This is a genomic window from Ructibacterium sp. SJQ-7 (genome assembly GCF_054696575.1).
The window spans coordinates 93,462-113,309 of record NZ_CP195193.1 but is presented as its reverse complement, the minus strand read 5'-3'; the positions used below and the strand labels follow the sequence as shown (position 1 = coordinate 113,309).

At 39.9% G+C, this 19,848-nt stretch carries 16 protein-coding genes and 1 pseudogene; 2 read left to right on the top strand and 15 right to left on the bottom strand.

The window, feature by feature from the left end:
• Positions 1-7: 7 nt before the first annotated feature.
• The 7 genes from ftsH to ACSAMO_RS00570 form a co-directional block, all read right to left on the bottom strand.
• Positions 8-1,756 carry an ATP-dependent zinc metalloprotease FtsH gene (ftsH, locus tag ACSAMO_RS00600; protein ID WP_499210109.1) on the bottom strand — a complete coding sequence of 583 codons (1,749 nt, stop codon included), beginning with the start codon at positions 1,754-1,756 and terminating at the stop codon, positions 8-10.
• Positions 1,757-1,807: 51 nt separating this feature from the next.
• Entirely contained in the window at positions 1,808-3,142 is a 1,335-nt protein-coding gene (gene tilS, locus ACSAMO_RS00595; RefSeq protein ID WP_499209551.1) for a tRNA lysidine(34) synthetase TilS, read from the bottom strand.
• Positions 3,142-4,500: a replicative DNA helicase gene (gene dnaB, locus ACSAMO_RS00590; RefSeq protein WP_337871017.1), complete on the bottom strand. Its 1,359-nt coding sequence runs from the start codon at positions 4,498-4,500 to the stop codon at positions 3,142-3,144. The genes tilS and dnaB overlap by 1 nt, the downstream gene beginning before the upstream one ends.
• 21 nt (positions 4,501-4,521) lie before the next feature.
• Positions 4,522-4,968: a 50S ribosomal protein L9 gene (gene rplI, locus ACSAMO_RS00585; protein WP_022229250.1), complete on the bottom strand. Its 447-nt coding sequence runs from the start codon at positions 4,966-4,968 to the stop codon at positions 4,522-4,524.
• Between the two features lie 14 nt (positions 4,969-4,982).
• Entirely contained in the window at positions 4,983-6,998 is a 2,016-nt protein-coding gene (locus tag ACSAMO_RS00580; RefSeq protein WP_412579276.1) for a DHH family phosphoesterase, read from the bottom strand.
• 35 nt (positions 6,999-7,033) lie between these two features.
• Positions 7,034-7,336 (bottom strand): MazG-like family protein, encoded by a 303-nt coding sequence (locus tag ACSAMO_RS00575; protein ID WP_022229248.1) that lies wholly within the window; start codon positions 7,334-7,336, stop codon positions 7,034-7,036.
• A gap of 212 nt (positions 7,337-7,548) precedes the next feature.
• On the bottom strand, positions 7,549-8,541 hold the full coding sequence (locus ACSAMO_RS00570) for an IS30 family transposase (RefSeq protein ID WP_499210108.1): 993 nt from the start codon (positions 8,539-8,541) through the stop codon (positions 7,549-7,551).
• A gap of 187 nt (positions 8,542-8,728) precedes the next feature.
• Here ACSAMO_RS00570 and ACSAMO_RS00565 point away from each other — a divergent pair, with 187 nt between their 5' ends.
• Positions 8,729-9,097 (top strand): helix-turn-helix domain-containing protein, encoded by a 369-nt coding sequence (locus ACSAMO_RS00565; RefSeq protein ID WP_022229812.1) that lies wholly within the window; start codon positions 8,729-8,731, stop codon positions 9,095-9,097.
• Positions 9,031-9,933: an IS3 family transposase gene (locus tag ACSAMO_RS00560; protein WP_147514788.1), complete on the top strand. Its 903-nt coding sequence runs from the start codon at positions 9,031-9,033 to the stop codon at positions 9,931-9,933. The genes ACSAMO_RS00565 and ACSAMO_RS00560 overlap by 67 nt, the downstream gene beginning before the upstream one ends.
• A 316-nt stretch (positions 9,934-10,249) precedes the next feature.
• Here the strand turns inward: ACSAMO_RS00560 and ACSAMO_RS00555 are convergent, their stop codons facing one another.
• From ACSAMO_RS00555 to leuD, 8 genes and pseudogenes are all read right to left on the bottom strand, one after another.
• Positions 10,250-10,768, bottom strand: a complete 519-nt coding sequence (locus tag ACSAMO_RS00555; RefSeq protein ID WP_412295140.1) for a hypothetical protein — start codon at positions 10,766-10,768, stop codon at positions 10,250-10,252.
• A 21-nt stretch (positions 10,769-10,789) separates the two neighbouring features.
• The gene (locus ACSAMO_RS00550; RefSeq protein ID WP_499209550.1) at positions 10,790-13,750 is read right to left on the bottom strand and encodes a M64 family metallopeptidase; all 2,961 of its coding nucleotides are present in this window, start codon (positions 13,748-13,750) and stop codon (positions 10,790-10,792) included.
• A 15-nt stretch (positions 13,751-13,765) separates the two neighbouring features.
• Complete coding sequence (locus tag ACSAMO_RS00545; RefSeq protein ID WP_176857832.1) at positions 13,766-14,578, bottom strand: hypothetical protein; 813 nt, start codon at positions 14,576-14,578, stop codon at positions 13,766-13,768.
• Positions 14,579-14,686: 108 nt separating this feature from the next.
• On the bottom strand, positions 14,687-16,639 hold the full coding sequence (locus ACSAMO_RS00540; protein ID WP_176857831.1) for a hypothetical protein: 1,953 nt from the start codon (positions 16,637-16,639) through the stop codon (positions 14,687-14,689).
• Positions 16,640-16,656: 17 nt separating this feature from the next.
• Complete coding sequence (locus tag ACSAMO_RS00535) at positions 16,657-16,869, bottom strand: (2Fe-2S)-binding protein (RefSeq protein WP_176857830.1); 213 nt, start codon at positions 16,867-16,869, stop codon at positions 16,657-16,659.
• 115 nt (positions 16,870-16,984) lie between these two features.
• Positions 16,985-17,983: pseudogene (locus ACSAMO_RS00530) on the bottom strand (IS30 family transposase).
• Between the two features lie 299 nt (positions 17,984-18,282).
• On the bottom strand, positions 18,283-19,350 hold the full coding sequence (leuB, locus tag ACSAMO_RS00525) for a 3-isopropylmalate dehydrogenase (RefSeq protein WP_499209549.1): 1,068 nt from the start codon (positions 19,348-19,350) through the stop codon (positions 18,283-18,285).
• 4 nt (positions 19,351-19,354) lie between these two features.
• Positions 19,355-19,843, bottom strand: coding sequence for a 3-isopropylmalate dehydratase small subunit (gene leuD, locus ACSAMO_RS00520; protein ID WP_117968116.1), 489 nt, complete (start codon positions 19,841-19,843; stop codon positions 19,355-19,357).
• Positions 19,844-19,848: the final 5 nt, after the last annotated feature.

Genomic DNA, 19,848 nt, shown 5'->3' with positions numbered 1-19,848 from the left:
CTCCTTTTTATATATTAAAACATTCTTCAAATTCTTGACCGTCAATAGTTTCCTTTTCAAGAAGTTTTTCAGCCACTCGTGTAAGTACAGCCATATTTTCAGTAAGAATTTGTTCAGTTTTCTGATATTGTAAAGTCATTATATGCTTTACTTCCGCGTCAATATCTGCGGCTGTTTTTTCGGAATATGCTTTTGAGTGTGCAAAATCACGTCCGATAAACACTTCACCGCCGTCATCATACGATACAGGGCCGATTGCCTCTGACATACCGTATTTTGTAACCATTTGACGTGCTATATCAGTTGCACGCTGAATGTCACTTGACGCGCCTGTGCTGATGTCGTCCATTGTAAGTTCTTCGGCTACTCTGCCGCCAAGCATTACAATTATTCTGTCCAACATCTCATTTTTTGATGTGTACATTTTATCTTCATCAGGCACATACATCGTATATCCGCCGGCTCTGCCACGCGGTATTATTGACACCTTATGAATATGCGATGTTTTATCGACAAGTTTTGCCAAAACCGCATGACCTGCCTCGTGAAATGCCGTAAGTTTCTTTTCTTTTTCGGTAATAATTCTCGAACGTTTTTCCGTTCCCATCATTACTTTTAAGTTTGCGTCCTCAATATCTTTTCTTGTTATTTCAAGATGGTTTCGTCTTGCCGCAAAAATAGCGGACTCATTCATCAAGTTTTCAAGGTCTGCACCCGAATAACCTGCTGTTGCTTTTGCGATTTCTTCCAAGTCAACATCATTTGCCAAAGGCTTTTTAGCCGAATGAACTTTTAGAATAGCCTCTCTGCCCTTTACGTCAGGAACGTCAACGACAATCTGTCTGTCAAAACGTCCCGGTCTTAAAAGTGCGGGATCAAGTATATCCGGACGGTTTGTAGCCGCCATCATTATAACGCCTTCATTTTCGCCAAATCCGTCCATTTCAACAAGCAACTGATTTAAAGTCTGTTCTCTTTCATCATGACCGCCGCCCATACCGGCACCTCTTTTTCTGCCGACTGCGTCTATTTCATCAATAAACACAATACACGGTCTGTTTTTCTTTGCCTGTTCAAACAAATCTCTCACTCGCGATGCACCTACGCCGACATAAAGTTCAACGAAATCCGAACCGCTTATAGAGAAAAACGGAACTTTCGCCTCTCCGGCAACCGCCTTTGCAAGAAGTGTTTTACCCGTACCCGGTGAGCCGACAAGAAGTACGCCTTTCGGTATTCTCGCACCAAGACTTACAAACTTTTGAGGATTTTTCAAAAACTCGACTATTTCCGCAAGTTCGGCTTTTTCCTCATCAGCTCCCGCAACATCATTAAATGTCACATTCTTGGTGTTCTCATTAAGTCTTGCTCTGCTCTTTGTAAAATTGGTTGCACCCGAACCGCCTTTCCGCAAAAATCCGAAAAAGAACACACATATAAATACAATTATCAAAATTATATTTGTAACCGCCGTCCATGAAATCTTGGTTTCATAAGCCTCTTGCTTTAAAGTGCCTTTATTCATTTGGTCGTTCATTTCTTTTCCGACATCTGCCTGCAACGTGTCAAGTGACGGAATTTTCACCTTCGCTTTGTCACCGTTTGTAAGTGTCACCGTTACGGTATTTCCCGACACAAGCATCGAATTTACCTGTTCGGACTTTATACTGTTGACCAAATCAGAGTAAACCATTTTGGTCTGCGATGCACCGAATCCGACTGCAAACATATAAATCAGATACGCAACTATAAGCATTGCCACCCATACTCCGAGTCCTTTAAATCTTTTCTGCAACTGACTGCCTCCTTAATTATCGTAAAATTCTATTTTTATGCCTTTATCCTTGAAAGCAAAACGTTTGTCTATTCTGTTGCCGACTGCGGCAATTTCGCCGTTAATCTCAATTATCGGCACACTGTTTCGTTTATCTTTAGGAATTTTTTTATCTATAAAATATTCCTTTAATTTCTTCGTACCGTTCATACCCATAGGCTGAAATTTATCACCGTTTCGCCTGTTTCGTACAATGACTTTATCAATTTTGTCACACGAAAGATATACCGCACCGTCTTTATTTCGCATATCCGTTTCAGATACCGAAATTTTTTTGTCAAGTTCCGAAATAAAAACTGTTTCACCGATATTAATACTGACTTCAAACGGCTGTGTTTCTTCTTTTTTGTGTTCAAGTATTATTTTGCCGTACTCGTTTTTTGCAACAATACCGTACGGCAAATTTATTTGTCTGCCGCTTGATTTATCGGCAAGCAACAATATATCCGCAACATATGTTGACGAAATATCGTTAAGACCATTATAAATATCTCTTAACATCAATCTTAAAACACGTCTTTTTATCGCAATATCCGTATTATTCAAATCTTCAATATTAACAGCACAATTTCTGATGTGATGTTTATAAAAATCTTCCGCAATACCGTCAAGATAATCACTGTCATCCTTTATCAAGCAAGCATTTTCCGTAACGGTTTTAATAAAACTCGTATTAAATTCCTTTTGAATATACGGAAGTAATGTGTGACGTATTTTATTGCGTGTGTAATCTTCTGTCAAATTTGTACTGTCTGTCATATATTCAAGTCTGTTATCACTGCAATATTTTTCGATTTCATCTCGTGAAACATTCAATATCGGACGAATTATATTTCCGCGGACATACGGTATTCCGCAAAGTCCGTTTGTCGTACTGCCACGCATAAAATTCATAAGCAAAGTTTCGGCATTGTCATTTCTGTTATGCGCCGTTGCAACTTTGTTTATATCGTATTTTTCGCACAATTTATTAAAGAAATTATATCTCACATTTCTGCCGGCTGTTTCTTCCGACACATTTGTATCTTTTGCAATTTGGGGTATATCTGCATTTAACACAAAACATTCAATGCTCAATTTTTTTGAAAAGTTTTCGGCAAAAAGTTCATCTCTCTTTGCCTCCTCGCCTCTTATGCCGTGATTAATATGAGCCGTATATAATTTTATGTCAAATTCATTTTTCAGCGACCAAAGTGCGTGAGTAAGACACACCGAATCCGCACCGCCCGAAAGACCGACCAGCACGCTGTCGCCGTTATTCAATAAATTATATTCACGCAAGGTCTTTTTAATAATATCTAAAACCATTATTCTTCCTTCAATGCAAATTCAACATTAGAAAACTTAGTATATTCACCTTTCCAACCAAGTTTAAACATACCGGTTTCACCGCTTCTGTTTTTTGCGACAATACATTCAGCCAAATTTTTATCCTCGGTATCGGGATTATAATATTCGTCACGATACAAAAACATAACCATATCGGCGTCCTGCTCGATAGCACCCGATTCACGCAAGTCCGAAAGCATGGGACGCTTATCGCTTCTCGATTCAGCCGCACGCGAAAGCTGTGAAAGTGCAATGACAGGAATATTAAGTTCCTTTGCAAGAATTTTTAACGAACGCGAAATTTCGGCAATTTCATTTTGTCTGCTCTCTGTTCTTCCGCTCGACTGCATTAACTGCAAATAGTCGATTACGATAAGTTCAAGATTTTTTGTCTGCTTTAATCGTCTGCATTTTGCACGGATTTCCGATACCGTTATTGACGCAGTATCGTCTATATACATCGGTGCAGTTGCAACTCTGTTTACTATTGCACCGATTTTTTCCCAATCTTCGCCTGTTATATCACCTGTTCTGATTTTATTTGAATTAACAAGTGCCTGGCTGCATATAATACGGTTTACAATCTGTTCTTTCGGCATTTCGAGGTTGAATATCGCAACGGTTTTTTTATCGGTAATACTGACGTGTTCCGCTATATTTACCGCAAAACTTGACTTACCCATACCCGGACGTCCGGCGATAAGAATAAGTTCGCCGCCATGAAAACCGCCCGTACGTCTGTTAAGTTCATCAAAACCTGTAGGCAAACCCGTTATACCGCTTTGATTTAAAGAGTTTTCAACAAGTTCCTGATAACTGCCCATGAATATCTCACTTATAGGAAGTATATCGCTCTTGTTGTTTGATGATGTAACGTCAAAAATAAGCTGTTCGGCTTGGTCGACTATTCTTTCGACTTTATCGTTCTGACCGTAAGCCATATCGGAAATATCGTTGGCACTTTTAATAAGTGTTCTCAAAACTGCCTTTTCCTTAATTATTTGCGAATAATACGTCACGTGCCTTGTTGTCGGCACATTTGTTGCCGCATTTCTCAAATAAGCGATACCTCCGACAGCCTCAAGTTTGTCGCTTTGGCTCAACTTATTTGAAACGGTAATAAAATCTATAGCCGCATTTTCGTTAAATAAATCAAGAATTACACTGAATATTTCCTTATTCTGTGGGAAGTAAAAATCTGACGGTCTAAGTATTTCAACCGACTCCGCAACACTGTGCGAATTAGTAAGAGCACTGCCTATTACAGCCAATTCCGCCTCTTGACTATATGGCAGTTCTCTGCCCATTACGTCAACAGGATTCGACATTTCTGCCATAAATCCATTACCTCCCCAAAGTTATATCTGTTCTACAACTACGTTTAACTTACCGACAACGCCTGTATAAATTTTTACATCAACAGTCGTTGTTCCCAATGTCTTTATGCCGTCAGGCATAACAAATTTCTTTTTGTCAAGTTTGATGTGGTGTTGTGAAGTAAGCGCCTCTGCTACATCTTTTGATGTTACAGATCCGAAAAGTTTACCGTTTTCGCCTGCTTTAGCCTTTAGCACAACCTTGATTTCTTTCATTTTCTCTGCGATTGCATTTGCCTCTTCAAGCTCAACTTTTTTCTTGTATTCAAGAGATTCCTGCTTACCCTTCATTACGTTTATATTCGACTTTGTAGCCGGTTCGGCAAGACCTCTCGGCAAAAGATAGTTTCTTGCATAACCGTCAGATACATTTACCATCTGACCTTTTTTACCTTGTCCTTTTACATCTCTTGTCAATATAACTTGCATTGTCCTTCCTCCAATTAACTTTCATTATTTGCAACGTAATCAAAGACAGCCTTTTCAACGTCCTCAATTACCATATCTACATTTTTGTCTTTTACTTGTGCACCGGCAACGGTACTGTGTCCGCCGCCGCCGAGATACTCCATAATAAGCTGTACATTAATATCACCGAGTGAACGGGCGCTTATACCCACGCCGCCGTCCTGTGCATATACAACTATCGACGCACGAATATCACCTATATTAAGCATTTCATCAGCCGCCTGTGACGCTATCACTCTTATATTGGGATACTTTGTGTAACACTTTGCGACTGCAATCTGCGATACTATAATTTTCGATGTCTTTACAATATCGGCTCTGTGGTCATAGTCCTCTTTATTCACGTTAAACAGCTTTTTAACGTCTGCCGTATTCAGTCCCAAACGTCTTAAATATGAAGCCGCCTCAAATGTTCTGACACCTGTTTTTACTATAAAGTTCTTTGTATCCATCAAGATACCCGTATACAAACACTCCGCCTCAACGGTTGTAAGTGAACTTCCCAAATTCATATATTCCAATAATTCAGTAGCCATTTCACAAGTTGACGACGCATACGGTTCGTGATAAATAAGCGAACAAGGATTAATAAAATCAGTCGAACGTCTGTGGTGGTCGATAAGCACAACCTTACTTGCCTTTTCGATAAGTTTCGGGCATGGCAACATTGACGGTCTGTGCGTATCAAGCACAACTATCAATGTATCTGATGTAACGTTTTCGACTGCGTCGTCATTGCTTAGAAACATACCTCTGTACTCACTCATTGCACGAAGGTCGTCATACATTTTTTTTATGGCCGGTGAATTGTTGTCATAGACAATATACGGCTTTTTGCCGAGTGTTCTGACTGCTCTCTGCAAGCCTACCGCCGCACCGAAGCAGTCATAGTCTGCACCGGAATGTCCCATAAATATTACTTTGTCGGAATTTTTTATAAAGTCTTTTAATGCAACAGCAATAGCTCTTGTTTTAACTCTTGTACTCTTTTCATAATCACGAGCCTTACTGCCGTAAAATTTATACTGTGTATCGTCCTTTATGCTGACTTGGTCGCCTCCGCGTCCAAGTGCCATATCAAGTGCATTTCTTGCATACATATCATTTTCCGACAGACTTCCGCCTACGCCGATACCGATACTTATACTTACCGGAAGTTTCATATCTTCACCGACTTTTCTCACCTTATACAATATATCAAACTTTTTACTGACATACTGTGCAAGATAGCGATGTTCAAAGAACATATAAAATCTGTCGCGGTCGGTTACTTTTAAAAGTGCATTTGATTCGTCTACCCATTCATTGATACATTTTCTTATTTGTGCCAAAATCTGTTGTTGCTCATTGTCATTGACACGTTGCAATACATCGTCATAATTATCAATATTGATAATCGCAACATCTGTTTTTTCGTTAACGTATTTTCTTTTTAATTCATATTCAACAGTTCTGTCAATAAGATAAATATATACGGATACCTTGTCCTCATCTTCGGAAATACTTATATTTCTGTTTCTGATTGTATTTGCAATAAGCAAATATCGCTTATCGTCAATTCGTATACGTTTTTCATAGTGTGAGGCTGATTTTAAAATTTCTCCCCACTTTATATCGGATATTGAATTTTCGAGTTTTGTGTCAAAAAGGTCCTTATTAAAAAACAATTCCGAAAATTTGCCGTTGTACCAGCATATAGAACCGTCTATATGCACAACAACAATAGGTATAGGAAAAGAGTCCATAATATTTGCCGAAATCGAATTTGAGCTTTTCGCCATAATTTCAAGAAAATTATTAACACTCTCATTTCTTTTATTTCTTATAAAAATAACCGCACAAAATGCTATTATCCCCGCAATTATCTCTAATATTGCTATAACCTTGCCTTTAATCGCATAACTGAGTACACCGCTTATGATCAAAAGTAGTGCTGATGCAAATGCTATCTTAATGCAAGTTTTAACAACTTGTCCGTAATGTTTTCTCATAAGTCCCTCCAAAGTGCATTAATGCACTGTAAGCCTTAGCGGCTCTTTAAATACTTCTTTAGTTCCGACATATCCGAAAACTCTATCTCAAGTTCGTGTCCGTTTTCTTCACCTATGCCGAGAAGTTCGGAAATTTTTTTATCTATGCTTGCATAACCGATTCCCAACCGTCTTGCAAGTATGTAATCCATAGCAATAACCGTTGCTATTTCATTTGTAACACTCTCATAATCGCCTATTTCGTCATAGTCCGCAAGAGTTCTGTAAAGATGTGCTATCTCCGATAAAATCTCACCTTTTATCATATCAATAGCTTTTAGATTTGTTGAAATGTTCATAATGATGCCTCCAATGATGTAATTAATTTTGTGTAGTCCTATCTGATACTATATTCTACCACAAACTTCATATCAAGTCAACATCATTAAAGAACTTTGCCATAAAGCAACAAAAACACTCTTTATGAGTGTTTTTCAGACTGTCGATAAATTGTCCGGAACGTGCAATATATTATTTTTATATTTTAAAGTTTAATTTATAGCTTGAATTGTCAATTCAAATGCAACGATATATCAAAATAAACTTCAAAAGGCGATTTCCAGTTCAAGCATTTGCGTGGACGCTGATTTAAAATAAGCGCTTTATCTCTAATTAATGATGGTTTAATTTCTGTTAAATCCTGTTTTTTAGGAAAATATTCGCGTAGAAGTCCATTAGTATTCTCATTAGTACCTCTTTGCCATGGTTGATGTGGTTCAGGAAAATAGAATTGCACATCATTTAGAGCTTTACTGATTTCTTCATGTCGTGAAAATTCTTTGTCCCTATCAGGTGTAATTGTTTTTGCTCGACTATCTTTTAACATATGAATTATCGCTTGTTTTACACTGATAGAATCTTTTTTTGCTACTTTTTCGCACAACAAATAACGACTCTTTCGGTCAACAAGCGTTACTAAACACGCTTTTCCTGTTACGCCTGCAACAGTATCAGCTTCCCAATCGCCTATTCTCTCTCGTTGATTTGCTTGTTCTGGTCGTTCTGAAATGTGATGACTAATTTTAATTTTGCCTCTCGTTTCAATACTACCATTTTTATGTCTGGTTTTTCCTTTATGTCTTAACTTTCTTGCAACTCCACGTTGACCGGGAGATAATTTCCCTTCTTCTAAAAATCCTCGATATATTCCACGATAAATTGTAGCATAACTAATTTGTATAGGATTTTTCTCATGTTTTAAACGAAATGAAATTTGCTCCGGAGACCATTGATATTGAAGAAACAAGAATTGAACAGTTTTATGAATATCAGCATTTAATAACAATGGTTTTCTACCACATTTGCGTCTTCGAATTTCATATTGCTTTTGTGCGTATGATGGCGAGTAAATGCCTTCAGTATTAGTATTACGCTTAATTTCACGAGATACCGATGATTTATCTCTCTGCAATTCTTTGGCTATAAAACTAATTGTTTTTTCTTGTGCAAGAAAAAATAGTATCTTTTCTCGTTCTTTTGTGGTAAAATGTTTGTAGTGGCTCATGGGAATCATCCTTTCAATAATAGTCGTTGCAATTCTATTATACTGGATTTTTCCCTTTGAGTCATTATTTTTTTACTTGTTGCACTTATATTGTAAATTCAAGGTAGAAAAAAGTAAAGACAAAAAGACCACCGTATAAAATGATATGCACCCCAAAAGTTAGACACTTTTGGAGGTGCATATTTTTATGGCAAAGAAAGGACAAAAATATAGAAAACACTCGCCAGAATTCAAACTATCTGTTATAATGGATATGCGAGAAAACCATTTGGGTATAATGGAAACAGAGAGAAAATACGATGTTAAACATAATGTAATATCGAAATGGGAACGCATATTCTTGGAAGAAGGAGCCGAAGGGCTGATGAAAGAAAGACGAGGTAGAGCCAGTAAAGTAGATGGAATAGCAAAAGGTCGTCCACCCAAACTTGATAAGAAAATTGAAGAAGATTTAATTGCCGAAAATCAGCGATTAAGAATGGAGAATGAATACTTAAAAAAACTCAGTGCCTTAGTTCGGAAAAGAATGTTAAAAGAAGAGAAAAAGCAGCAATAGTCAATGAATTAAGGCAAAAATATCCGTTAAAAGACTTGCTGCAATTATCAGGTTTAGCCCGTAGTACCTTTTATTACTATATACAACATCCAATCAAAGATAAATACAAGAAAGAAAAACAAGAAATACTATATATATTTTTAGCTAATAAAGGCAGATACGGCTACCGCAGAATCTTAATTGTATTAAGACAAAAAGGATATACAATTAACCATAAAACTGTGTTGAAACTGATGAAAGAACTTAATCTCAAAGGAAAACAACGCAAAAACAGTAAATATCGTTCATACAAAGGAGAAATCGGCAAAATAGCCGACAACTTACTTAACAGAGAATTTACAGCTACAAAACCTTTTGAAAAACTAGCAACTGATGTAACTGAATTTAAAGTGTGTAATGATAAAGTATATTTGTCACCTGTAATGGATTTGTATAATCGAGAAATTGTGTCATACTCAATTTCATTAAGTCCAAATTTGCAGCAAATTAGAGAAATGCTTGATGGTTTATTCAAAAAGCTGCCCGCTAATGCGAAACCATTATTCCATTCTGACCAAGGTTGGCAATACCAACATTCGGAATATCAACGTTTACTGTCAGAACACAATATTGTACAAAGTATGTCTAGAAAAGGAAACTGTATGGACAACGGTGCGATGGAAAACTTCTTCGGAAGATTAAAAGTTGAAATGTTTTATGGTGAAAAATTTGAAAGTGTCAAAGCTTTCATAGATGAATTAAAAAGATATATTGATTATTACAACAATGAAAGAATTTCTTTAAAGCTAAAAGGAATGAGTCCGGTACAATACCGAACTCATTCACAAGCAAGTTAATATTTAATTTTGTCTAAATTTTGGGGTTCGCTTCAAAAATTGGTCAAATAAGGTAAAAAATACATTTACTCTGATACGGTCAAAGAGGATACATATTCTTTTAATTTACCATATTAAATACGGAAAAATTTGTTTGATTCGGTTATCATATAGACATAATATATCTTACCTGCATAATATTTCTTATCCATAGTTTTCCACAAACTGCCACAATTAATATAAAAAGATGGTTAAATCTGTGTTGGTTTAACCACCTTTTTTATTTACTCTACTTCTATCAGCAGTTTCTTTATACTATTTCAAAAATGGCCTGTCATTATTTATACATTGGTCCGTAATTTTTGCATGCCATATAATCAGATGCATATTCATTTTCTGCCCCGAAAGCTGTCCAAGAATGAGGTCGATATATTTTTTCTCTATGAACATTATGCATTGAAACAGGAATTCTCAGCATAGATGCCATTGTGATAAGATCAGCCCCTATATGTCCATGGATTGTTACAGCATGATTTGCTCCCCAGTTTGCCATAACATTATATACATCTTTAAATGCGTTGCTACGATTAAGTATAGGTACAAACCAAGTTGTCGGCCAAGTTGGATCGGTTCTTTGATCCAATATTTTATGAATTTCTTCATCAATAACTACTGTATAACCTTCTGCAATCTGAATTGTCGGTCCAACTCCGTCAACAAGATTTATTCTTAACATTGTCACAGGCATCTCTGCCATCGTTTTGAAGTGCGACGAAAAACCGCCACCTCTGAAATACTCATAATCTGCACGACACCAATCTACTGATTCAAGGCAAGACTTTATATCACTGTCCATCATTTTGCACTCCTTGTTGTTTTATTTTATTATATGCTGAAAACCATACATCGGTTTTATATTTTCCGTACTTTCAAAAACGAACGCTTTGATTTCGGTCTGTTTTGTCAAATCCTCACCGGTTACCGTAATAAAATCGGTTTCGATTATAGCCTGCGTTTCTTTCGGTTCGGACATCTTTAGATCGCCGAGCGTTCCGTTAACATACTTCGCAATGATAACAGCCGCTGTTTTTCGTCCCTCCGGCAAAGTGAGCTTTGCTTTGAATTTTCCCGCCTTCAATGTCTTATCCGCTTCCGCACCGCTTTCATCCGTAATTATAAACGAAGCTGACGGGCGGTCTTCTTTTGCTTTATAGTAGCAGGTAACGGTCAGTCCGCCGGTGCCGACGGTCTTGTCCGTACCCTCAGATTTGACCAGGGTGTAGCCGTTCAGCTCCTTTGGAAGTTCCCAGTCAACCTTTGTTCCTGCCGCAGCCGGGAACACGGTGGACTTGGTATTCGGAACGTCACTTCCGTCCTCCAGCTTGTATTCGATGGTAATATCGGCATAGGTTTTGGTTTCTGTATCGTCATCAACAAGCGTTGCACCCGTAGCGTCGTCAACCACCTCAAAACCGACGGTATCGCCATTTTGCAGAACTACGTTCTGCGGGATAGTATAAACGAGAGAACAGTTGACAAGTCCGGAATCGAAATCGCTGCCGTTATATTCCAGTGAGTTCTTCGTCCAAAACTTGGATTTATCGCCCCAGACGGGAATATCAAATTTCTTCTCCGTTAAAATTTTCCCGCCGTCCGCGGCAGTGGCTACCGTTCCATCGGAATGTTCCACCCACATCCGCAGAGTTACTGTCTTTTTTTCGGTATCCGACAGATTCTGAACGATGGTACGCAGCTCTATCTCGCTGCCCTTAAGTCCGGAATTAAACCGATTTTTGCTATATCCGCTCAAGAGACGGTTGCTCCTGTCAGTATCGTATCGGGAATAACCGTAAGATGTCGCATCTTCAAAAGCAGAGGAGTTTTCGTTTGGGTTTTTGTAGTCTCCGGTATATATCTTTACCTCCGGTTCCGCCACATAGATATCAGGCGAATTTTTGATCAGCTGGCTCATACGCTTGAAACCCTGCAGCCTGCACACATCGCATAATTCACTGTTTGTACTTGACCGCATAATACACATGGAACTTGAATTGTATATATATGAACCATCCGCATGCGGACAGGAATAGGTGTGCCGAAATCCAAGCATATTCTTCCATTTCACCAGTTTCGGATCCTTTGTGTGCGACAAATTCAGCGACGCTTTCATTGATTCCTCCGATACCGGACTATACCTCACTTCGTACTCATCACCCAGACGCAGCAGCCCATGCCCCAGTTCGTGTCTCACCGTAAACGGAGAGTAGTAGTTATCCGATGATGTAACGATATAGTGGATACCGGATTTAATATTATCATGAGAAGCTCCGAAATAGTTGCCGCTGTTTGCAAGCACAATAAACTGGTCAATGTAATCGTATACATAATAATACGGCTCATACTCGTTATCCCCCCGGAACTCGTTCGGATTTGTTGTCTCGGGAACATGCGCATCATGAATCTTTTCTATGAATGCGGGACCTATGGCGCGCTCCAGCATATGATTTTTCCACTGACCGTTCATATTAACAGAGATATAGGCATCACGCGAACCGTTAACTACGCTGAAAAATGTGCTGTCACCGCCATAGGTGTCTATCGACGCCGTACACAGCGCATATACATTGAAGCGATCTGCCATACTGCGGTACGGCTCTGTTTCAAGCGTTTTTCTCCACATTCGCTGAACATCTTTTATAAACTTTGACTGCTGACTTTTGGTATAGCCTTCGGCGCAAAACAAAATTACCATGTTTTCCTTATCGCTCCGGGGTTTCTGAATCACATACACCGGGATTGTGGGATTGGAATATTTACCGTCTTTGGAGTAAAGCTCTCCCAGCGTAAGCTGAATGTTTTTATCCGTATCAACATCCCAGTTCCCGTCTCCTGTATCACGTTCTGCTCCAGAAAGGCTGATACTCTCCTGCGGCTTGTTTTTCACCGTACCGACATACGGTTCGGACTCTGTTCCTTTGCCCTGCAAAACGGTATAATACTCAGCGTCCAGATAGAATGCCGGACGGACTCCGTAGTATCCTTTATAAGGAGCGTCACGCCAGATGTTGCCGCGCAGATCAACGTAACGCATGTCGTGGTTACAGTCCGTAATCGGTGTACGCAGCCAATAGTTCCAGCTTTGTCCCGCTTTATTCTTTGCAATGTAATAGCTTCCAAGCTTCTGCTTAACCGTATTGAGCTGCTTCACGTCAAGCAGAAACACCTTATCGGTAATATTTTCGTAATATGCGTTTTCGTATCCGTCAGCAACCGTATCAATGTCGGTATTGTAGGGAAGATCAAGTCCCGGTTCGTCAATATATCCCGCACTGTACTCCGGGTGAGAAACGATGGAACGCTGCGTTACCGTTTTGATGGCGGAAATCTCGTCCTGAGTGAAATCGCTTAAAAACCCTGCCTTTTTGTCATATTCATGTCCGGACGTTACATATCCTGCCTTCGGCGGATTGCCGCACAGCCATGTTACCGTATTATCCTCTGAGTTAAGCCATGAACGCATATTGCTGTCACGCCAGTGATTTGAGCCGTATTTGCTCCGATAACCGCTGCGCCTGTGCGAACATGTATCGGCATTATCGCTTGTCATTGCGTCGTAGGGCATATAATCCTCCAGCACTCTGTCCGAGAGCATCAGCGGACCGTTGTCGTCAACGTTAACGCAGCGCCACAAGACAGACTCGTTATTATATGTCCCCAGTCGAATATAGTCTCCGATCTTGATATTTATTTTGGCGTCCGCCGACTTTGCCGGCAGAACCGTCATGCACAGCATCATTACTGCGGAAAGCAGTATAGACAGCATCCTTCTTTGTTTCATTTTCATTCTCCTTCCTTATCTCGCAGCATTCCCGCAAAGCGGCCGTATATCCTCCAAACTGTTCCAGAAAAAAGCCCGGAGAGCGTTTGCGGTTGTTTTTGTCCATCCGCTCGGCAGCAAAATCGTTTTTTCTCCCGGTTCGTTAAATGTGACCGGGACTATTGCGGTTCTTTTCAGTTTTTCTCCTTCGTATTCCGCAAAAATTACATATTTTTCTCCGGTATCGTTCAGGGATACCCTTACCTCTTTATCCGATAAAAACAATATTTTTGTTTCCGTCAGCTTTGCAATAGTTTTATTTATCCTTACAATATCCGACTTTCTTCCGCAAACAAGCGTTATCGTCCCTGTGGCTGACCCCTCTGCCGAAGCGGTTGCGGGGGTGACGGTAAATTCATTAACCTCTGCCGTAACATTTGTATATCCGCTTTCCGAAAGCCCTGCTTTTATCTTATATTCAAGCTCTGCTTTGCCGCTGCTGTTGGTTGCCCTATATCCTTCAACAATGCTCTCCGCTATCGCTTTGGCTTTTGCAAGACGAAGTGTATCGTCAAGTGCTTCATGATATTTTACATCAATCGGCATATCAGTTGACGACACTACCGCGCTGTAAACCATGTTGTTTATAAGCTGCATCGAACCGTTCCATGCAGGTCTGCACGTTACGTCTCCGAGCCGGGTAAGATTCTGAGGCTCGTCCTTCGGCGCGCTGTATGTGACTACTGCGCCGTCCTGCAGAACAGATATATAAATACATTCCGTGCCGACCGCTATGCTTCCGTATGACGAATTTGCCGGAACAGCGCTTAAATCATAAGTAAGATTCATACCATCGTTTGTCAGAATGTTCAGTTTCGGAGATTGTTCGTTATATGTACTGAAAAGGTAAACTTCTCCGTCCGCTGCCGCCGCGTCATTGGCGTTTGCGCTGCCGGATTAGGTCACAATGCTTTTCCAGCCGTCAAGTTCAAGTATTTTTGCTTCTGTTTTCTTCCCGAAAAAGTCTCCGTATATTACTGCGGGGCAGCCGGATTTATCAAAAATTTCCGGTGACGCAACGAGTTTTACATTCAAAGCGCTGCCCGACTTTTCAAGCGTACCGGAATTCAGCGCATAAAGTTGCGGATTTTTGCCGCAGTCATCTATCAGTGCATACAGCTTACCGCCTGCCGCACCGAGTGCCGGCGCATTTGAATACTTGTTCGCTCCGAAATTCAGTACCGATACCGTATTCCACTTTCCGCCCGAGTATTTTTTCAGTTCACATTTTCCGTTGTAGTCGGCAAAAAGCACGTACGGTTCGCTGTTAAATACGGTCAATGCCCCACTGCCTCCAGTCTCGGCGCACTTTCCGAGATTTGTCCAGTTATCTCCGTCATATCGGAGTACCGAAGACGACCTTATATCCTGCGCCAATACATACAGATTGTTCCCGTCTGCGGCGGTTTTTACCTCTGACGCTTTTATGCCCGATAATGCGTTGCCGCCATCAGCATTTGCTAACGACTTCCAGAGGTCCATATTAGTATAATCCGGAAATTCTATACTGAATTTAACCGAATTGACGTTCTGTTCGGTGACCTTGATATGTATTCCCGAATTTCGGCCGTCAGAATAACATACAGCGTTATCCGTGATTGTCTGATTCAAATCAAGACTTCCGATTTCCTGTCTCGCAGCAGAATATACCGGAAGCCCGATCTGCGCTTTTCCGATTTCTCCCGCTGATGCGGTAATACTCGTATCGTTCGGACGGTATACATAGATATAGTCGTTGCCGCGAAGATTGCCTTCATCCTTATATACGGGATTTACTCTATATACAATAATGCCGTCTGCCGGCGCTGTCTGATCCAATGTATCAAATTTGTATCTTTCGCCTTTTTTGCGGTACTCTATGACAAAATATTCAGTCGGCGAAAACGGCGGCTTTACTTTAACCGCCTGTTTTTTTGTTTTATCCGCATAAGCGGCAGACGCCTCGTATAGGGTATACACGCCGTTTTGCGGCTGTATTTCGTCAACTGTCGTCCAGCCGATTGCCTCGCGCGTTACCGCAAGCGGCATGGGTCTGCCCCCGGGAACGCCCATCGGATCCCACAGTCCGACAGGCGTGTCGCGCGTTTCCGATATATAATTCTGCCGGTAGTAGTCAGGCACTCCGAAGGTGTGTATGTATTCGTGTGCCGCCGTATGAATATTAAATCCGTAGTATCCCGAAGTATCACTGAAGGTTGTTTCAATCAGATTATACGGTCCTATGCCTTTTCCCGCGATCTTTGTATCGTTTCCGGCATTGGCGGAATGCGCCACAAAATGTCCGTTCGACTGTACCTGCGCAATAATCATAAGATTATCCGCAACACCGTCGTTATCCCTGTCTATTGTCCTGCCGTCAAGATTCGGATATTTTGCATTCAGCTGTCCGGCAATCTCTTTAATCATCTGAATTTCCCCGACCGCACTCTTGTATTCGTCAACAGTCCTTTCCATTGTCAGATAACATATCAATCCGTCGCCGTCCGTTTGCGGGAACACCGATTCGACCATATGCTGTCCGCCGGAAATATCCCGCAAATACTCCTTAAACGATCCAGCTCCGAATTTGTCGTTGACTCCGTTAAATTTGCGGATAAGGCTCTCCCAATATGTTCTCGGTGCATTTGCTATTGTACTGTTATACGGTTTATTGAACCCTGTTCCGTTATCACCTTGCATGTCACCTTTAAACCTTACCAAAACAACCACATTTGCAAATTCTCCGATTGCACTTGCCGCACATATCGGGACTGTTGCAAAGGCGTTGCACATACTCCCAGCAGTTATCACTGTACATATTATCGCCTTAATGAGCTTTTTCCGAATCGTCTTCTTTTTTACTACTTTCATTGACACTCCTCCCTCTTTTAAGAACTCATCAAGTCAGAGATAATCGCCATAATTTTATCATGACATCCGCTGCAGCCTGTCGAGCAGTGCGTTATCTTCTGCACATCTTCAAATTCTTTTTCAACATCGGAAAAACGGTCTTTCCGATAAAGTGCGTCTTCTATATCAAACAGCTTTACCTGTTTGCAATTACAGATCACTGTATTTTCCGTGCCTTCCGTATTTCTCATAGCATTCACTCCTTAGTTTCCTACCGCAGCGATAGACCTTTGTTTTAATTATATCATATATGTCAACTACACAGTGTCTACTAATTTCAAAATTTTTTTTTAACATCTTGAATTGTCAAGTCAAATGCAACGATATATCAAAATAAACTTCAAAAGGCGATTTCCAGTTCAAGCATTTGCGTGGACGCTGATTTAAAATAAGAGTTTTATCTCTAATTAATGATGGTTTAATTTCTGTCAAATCCTGTTTTTTAGGAAAATATTCGCGTAGAAGTCCATTAGTATTCTCATTAGTACCTCTTTGCCATGGTTGATGTGGTTCAGGAAAATAGAATTGCACATCATTTAGAGCTTTACTGATTTCTTCATGTCGTGAAAATTCTTTGCCCCTATCAGGTGTAATTGTTTTTGCTCGACTATCTTTTAACATATGAATTATCGCTTGTTTTACACTGATAGAATCTTTTTTTGCTACTTTTTCGCACAACAAATAACGACTCTTTCGGTCAACAAGCGTTACTAAACACGCTTTTCCTGTTACGCCTGCAACAGTATCAGCTTCCCAATCGCCTATTCTCTCTCGTTGATTTGCTTATTCTGGTCGTTCTGAAATGTGATGACTAATTTTAATTTTACCTCTCGTTTCAATACTACCATTTTTATGTCTGGTTTTTCCTTTATGTCTTAACTTTCTTGCAACTCCACGTTGCCCGGGGGATAATTTTCCTTCTTCTAAAAATCCTCGATATATTCCACGATAAATTGTAGCATAACTAATTTGTATAGGATTTTTCTCATGTTTTAAACGAAATGAAATTTGTTCCGGAGACCATTGATATTGAAGAAACAAGAATTGAACTGTTTTATGAATATCTGCATTTAATAACAATGGTTTTCTACCACATTTGCGTCTGCAAATTTCATATTGCTTTTGTGCGTATGATGGCGAGTAAATGCCTTCAGTATTAGTATTACGCTTAATTTCACGAGATACCGATGATTTATCTCTCTGCAATTCTTTGGCTATAAAACTAATTGTTTTTTCTTGTGCAAGAAAAAATAGTATCTTTTCTCGTTCTTTTGTGGTAAAATGTTTGTAGTGGCTCATGGGAATCATCCTTTCAATAATAGTCGTTGCAATTCTATTATACTGGATTTTTCCCTTTGAGTCATTATTTTTTTACTTGTTGCACTTATATTGTAAATTCAAGAGCTATAAAAAGCAACAGGCAAGCCTATCTTCGATATACGGCTTGCCTGCGCACTTTTTGTGAAAATAAACTCTAGCGTACAAACGTACGCCGACGAGTTCATTTTCGCAAAATCCGAACTAATTTCTCAACCTCTGCCAGCGTGTAGACACTTTTGTCTACACGCTAAAAAACACTCTTTATGAGTGTTTTTGTTAGCATATTATATATTTTCCGCAATAAGTTTAGCCATTTTCTTACAGCCAACCTTTTTCATACCGTCTGACATAATATCGGTTGTTCTGTAATTTTGGTCAAGTACCTTATCTACTGCGTCATTTATTGCCTTTGCTTCTTCTACAAGGCCGAATGACATTTCAAGCATCATAGCGGCTGAAACAATGGTTGCAATAGGGTTTGCAATATCCATACCTGCAATATCAGGAGCACTGCCGTGAATCGGTTCGTACATACCGCATTTTGTTGCGCCAAGTGACGCTGACGGCAACATACCGATTGAACCTGCAATAGCACTTGAAAGGTCGGAAAGAATATCTCCGAATATATTTGATGTAACGATTACGTCAAATTGTGCCGGATTAATTGCAAGCTGCATAGCTGCATTATCAACATACATATGAGTAAGCTCAACTTCGGGATAGTCTGCCGAAAGCTCAATCATAGTCTTTCTCCAAAGTCTTGAAGATTCAAGTACGTTGGCCTTATCAACAGATACAACTCTTTTATCTCTAAGCATAGCTGTTTCAAATGCAATCTTACCTATTCTCTTGATTTCTTCAACCGAATACTTTTCTGTATCCGACGCCCAAGAGCCGTCCTCGGCTTTCTTTCTTTCACCGAAGTAAATACCGCCTGTAAGTTCGCGGACAACCATTACGTTAAGTCCCTTTTCAAGCTTTTCGTCTTTAAGCGGTGACGCGTCCTTTAGCTGTGGCTTTAGGATTGACGGACGAAGATTTGAATATAATTCAAGAGCCTTTCTTATGCCCAAAAGTCCTTTTTCCGGTCTGTTTTCCGAAGGCTGTGAATCCCACTTCGGACCGCCGACTGCACCTAAAAGCACACTGTCTGATTTTTTACAAATATCAACTGTTTCCTGCGGAAGCGGTACACCGTACTTATCTATGGCACAACCGCCCATATATACTTCCTGATAATTAAATTTGTGTCCGTACTTTTTGCTTACCGCGTCAAGAACTGTAACAGCACCCGATACGATTTCAGGACCAATTCCGTCACCCGGTATAAGTGCAATATTAAATTCAGCCATTTTATTACATTCCTTTCTTTATGTACTCAACCAAACCGCCTGCATTGATAATGCCCTGCATAAATTCAGGGAATGCAACTGCTTGATAAGTCTTATTCTTTGTCTTGTTTGTGATAACGCCTGTATCGAAATCAACTTCTACTTCATTGCCCTCGTCTATATCCTCTGACGCCTCGGCACATTCAAGAATAGGAAGTCCGATATTGATTGCGTTACGATAGAAAATCCTTGCAAAATCCTTTGCGATTACGCATGAAATACCGCTTGCTTTTATAGCGATAGGTGCGTGTTCTCTTGATGAACCGCAGCCGAAGTTTGCACCGCCGACCATAATGTCGCCGTCTTTAACTTTATTTACAAATTCTTTATCTATATCTTCCATACAGTGTGACGCAAGTTCCTTATGGTCTGTTGTGTTAAGGTATCTTGCCGGAATTATTACGTCTGTATCAATGTTATCTCCGTATTTAATAACTTTTCCGTTTGCTTTCATATTAA

Excerpts from the sequence above, each read along its gene's own strand:
- ACSAMO_RS00575 (WP_022229248.1), bottom strand. The coding sequence starts at position 7,336 with ATGAACATTTCAACAAATCTAAAAGCTATTGATATGATAAAAGGTGAG.
- ACSAMO_RS00565 (WP_022229812.1), top strand. The coding sequence starts at position 8,729 with ATGGCAAAGAAAGGACAAAAATATAGAAAACACTCGCCAGAATTCAAA.
- ftsH (WP_499210109.1), bottom strand. The coding sequence starts at position 1,756 with ATGCTTATAGTTGCGTATCTGATTTATATGTTTGCAGTCGGATTCGGT.
- leuB (WP_499209549.1), bottom strand. The coding sequence starts at position 19,350 with ATGGCTGAATTTAATATTGCACTTATACCGGGTGACGGAATTGGTCCT.
- ACSAMO_RS00540 (WP_176857831.1), bottom strand. The coding sequence starts at position 16,639 with ATGAAAGTAGTAAAAAAGAAGACGATTCGGAAAAAGCTCATTAAGGCG.
- ACSAMO_RS00555 (WP_412295140.1), bottom strand. The coding sequence starts at position 10,768 with ATGGACAGTGATATAAAGTCTTGCCTTGAATCAGTAGATTGGTGTCGT.
- rplI (WP_022229250.1), bottom strand. The coding sequence starts at position 4,968 with ATGCAAGTTATATTGACAAGAGATGTAAAAGGACAAGGTAAAAAAGGT.
- leuD (WP_117968116.1), bottom strand. The coding sequence starts at position 19,843 with ATGAAAGCAAACGGAAAAGTTATTAAATACGGAGATAACATTGATACA.
- ACSAMO_RS00545 (WP_176857832.1), bottom strand. The coding sequence starts at position 14,578 with ATGAATCTTACTTATGATTTAAGCGCTGTTCCGGCAAATTCGTCATAC.
- ACSAMO_RS00550 (WP_499209550.1), bottom strand. The coding sequence starts at position 13,750 with ATGAAACAAAGAAGGATGCTGTCTATACTGCTTTCCGCAGTAATGATG.
- ACSAMO_RS00535 (WP_176857830.1), bottom strand. The coding sequence starts at position 16,869 with ATGAGAAATACGGAAGGCACGGAAAATACAGTGATCTGTAATTGCAAA.
- ACSAMO_RS00580 (WP_412579276.1), bottom strand. The coding sequence starts at position 6,998 with ATGAGAAAACATTACGGACAAGTTGTTAAAACTTGCATTAAGATAGCA.
- ACSAMO_RS00570 (WP_499210108.1), bottom strand. The coding sequence starts at position 8,541 with ATGAGCCACTACAAACATTTTACCACAAAAGAACGAGAAAAGATACTA.
- tilS (WP_499209551.1), bottom strand. The coding sequence starts at position 3,142 with ATGGTTTTAGATATTATTAAAAAGACCTTGCGTGAATATAATTTATTG.
- dnaB (WP_337871017.1), bottom strand. The coding sequence starts at position 4,500 with ATGGCAGAAATGTCGAATCCTGTTGACGTAATGGGCAGAGAACTGCCA.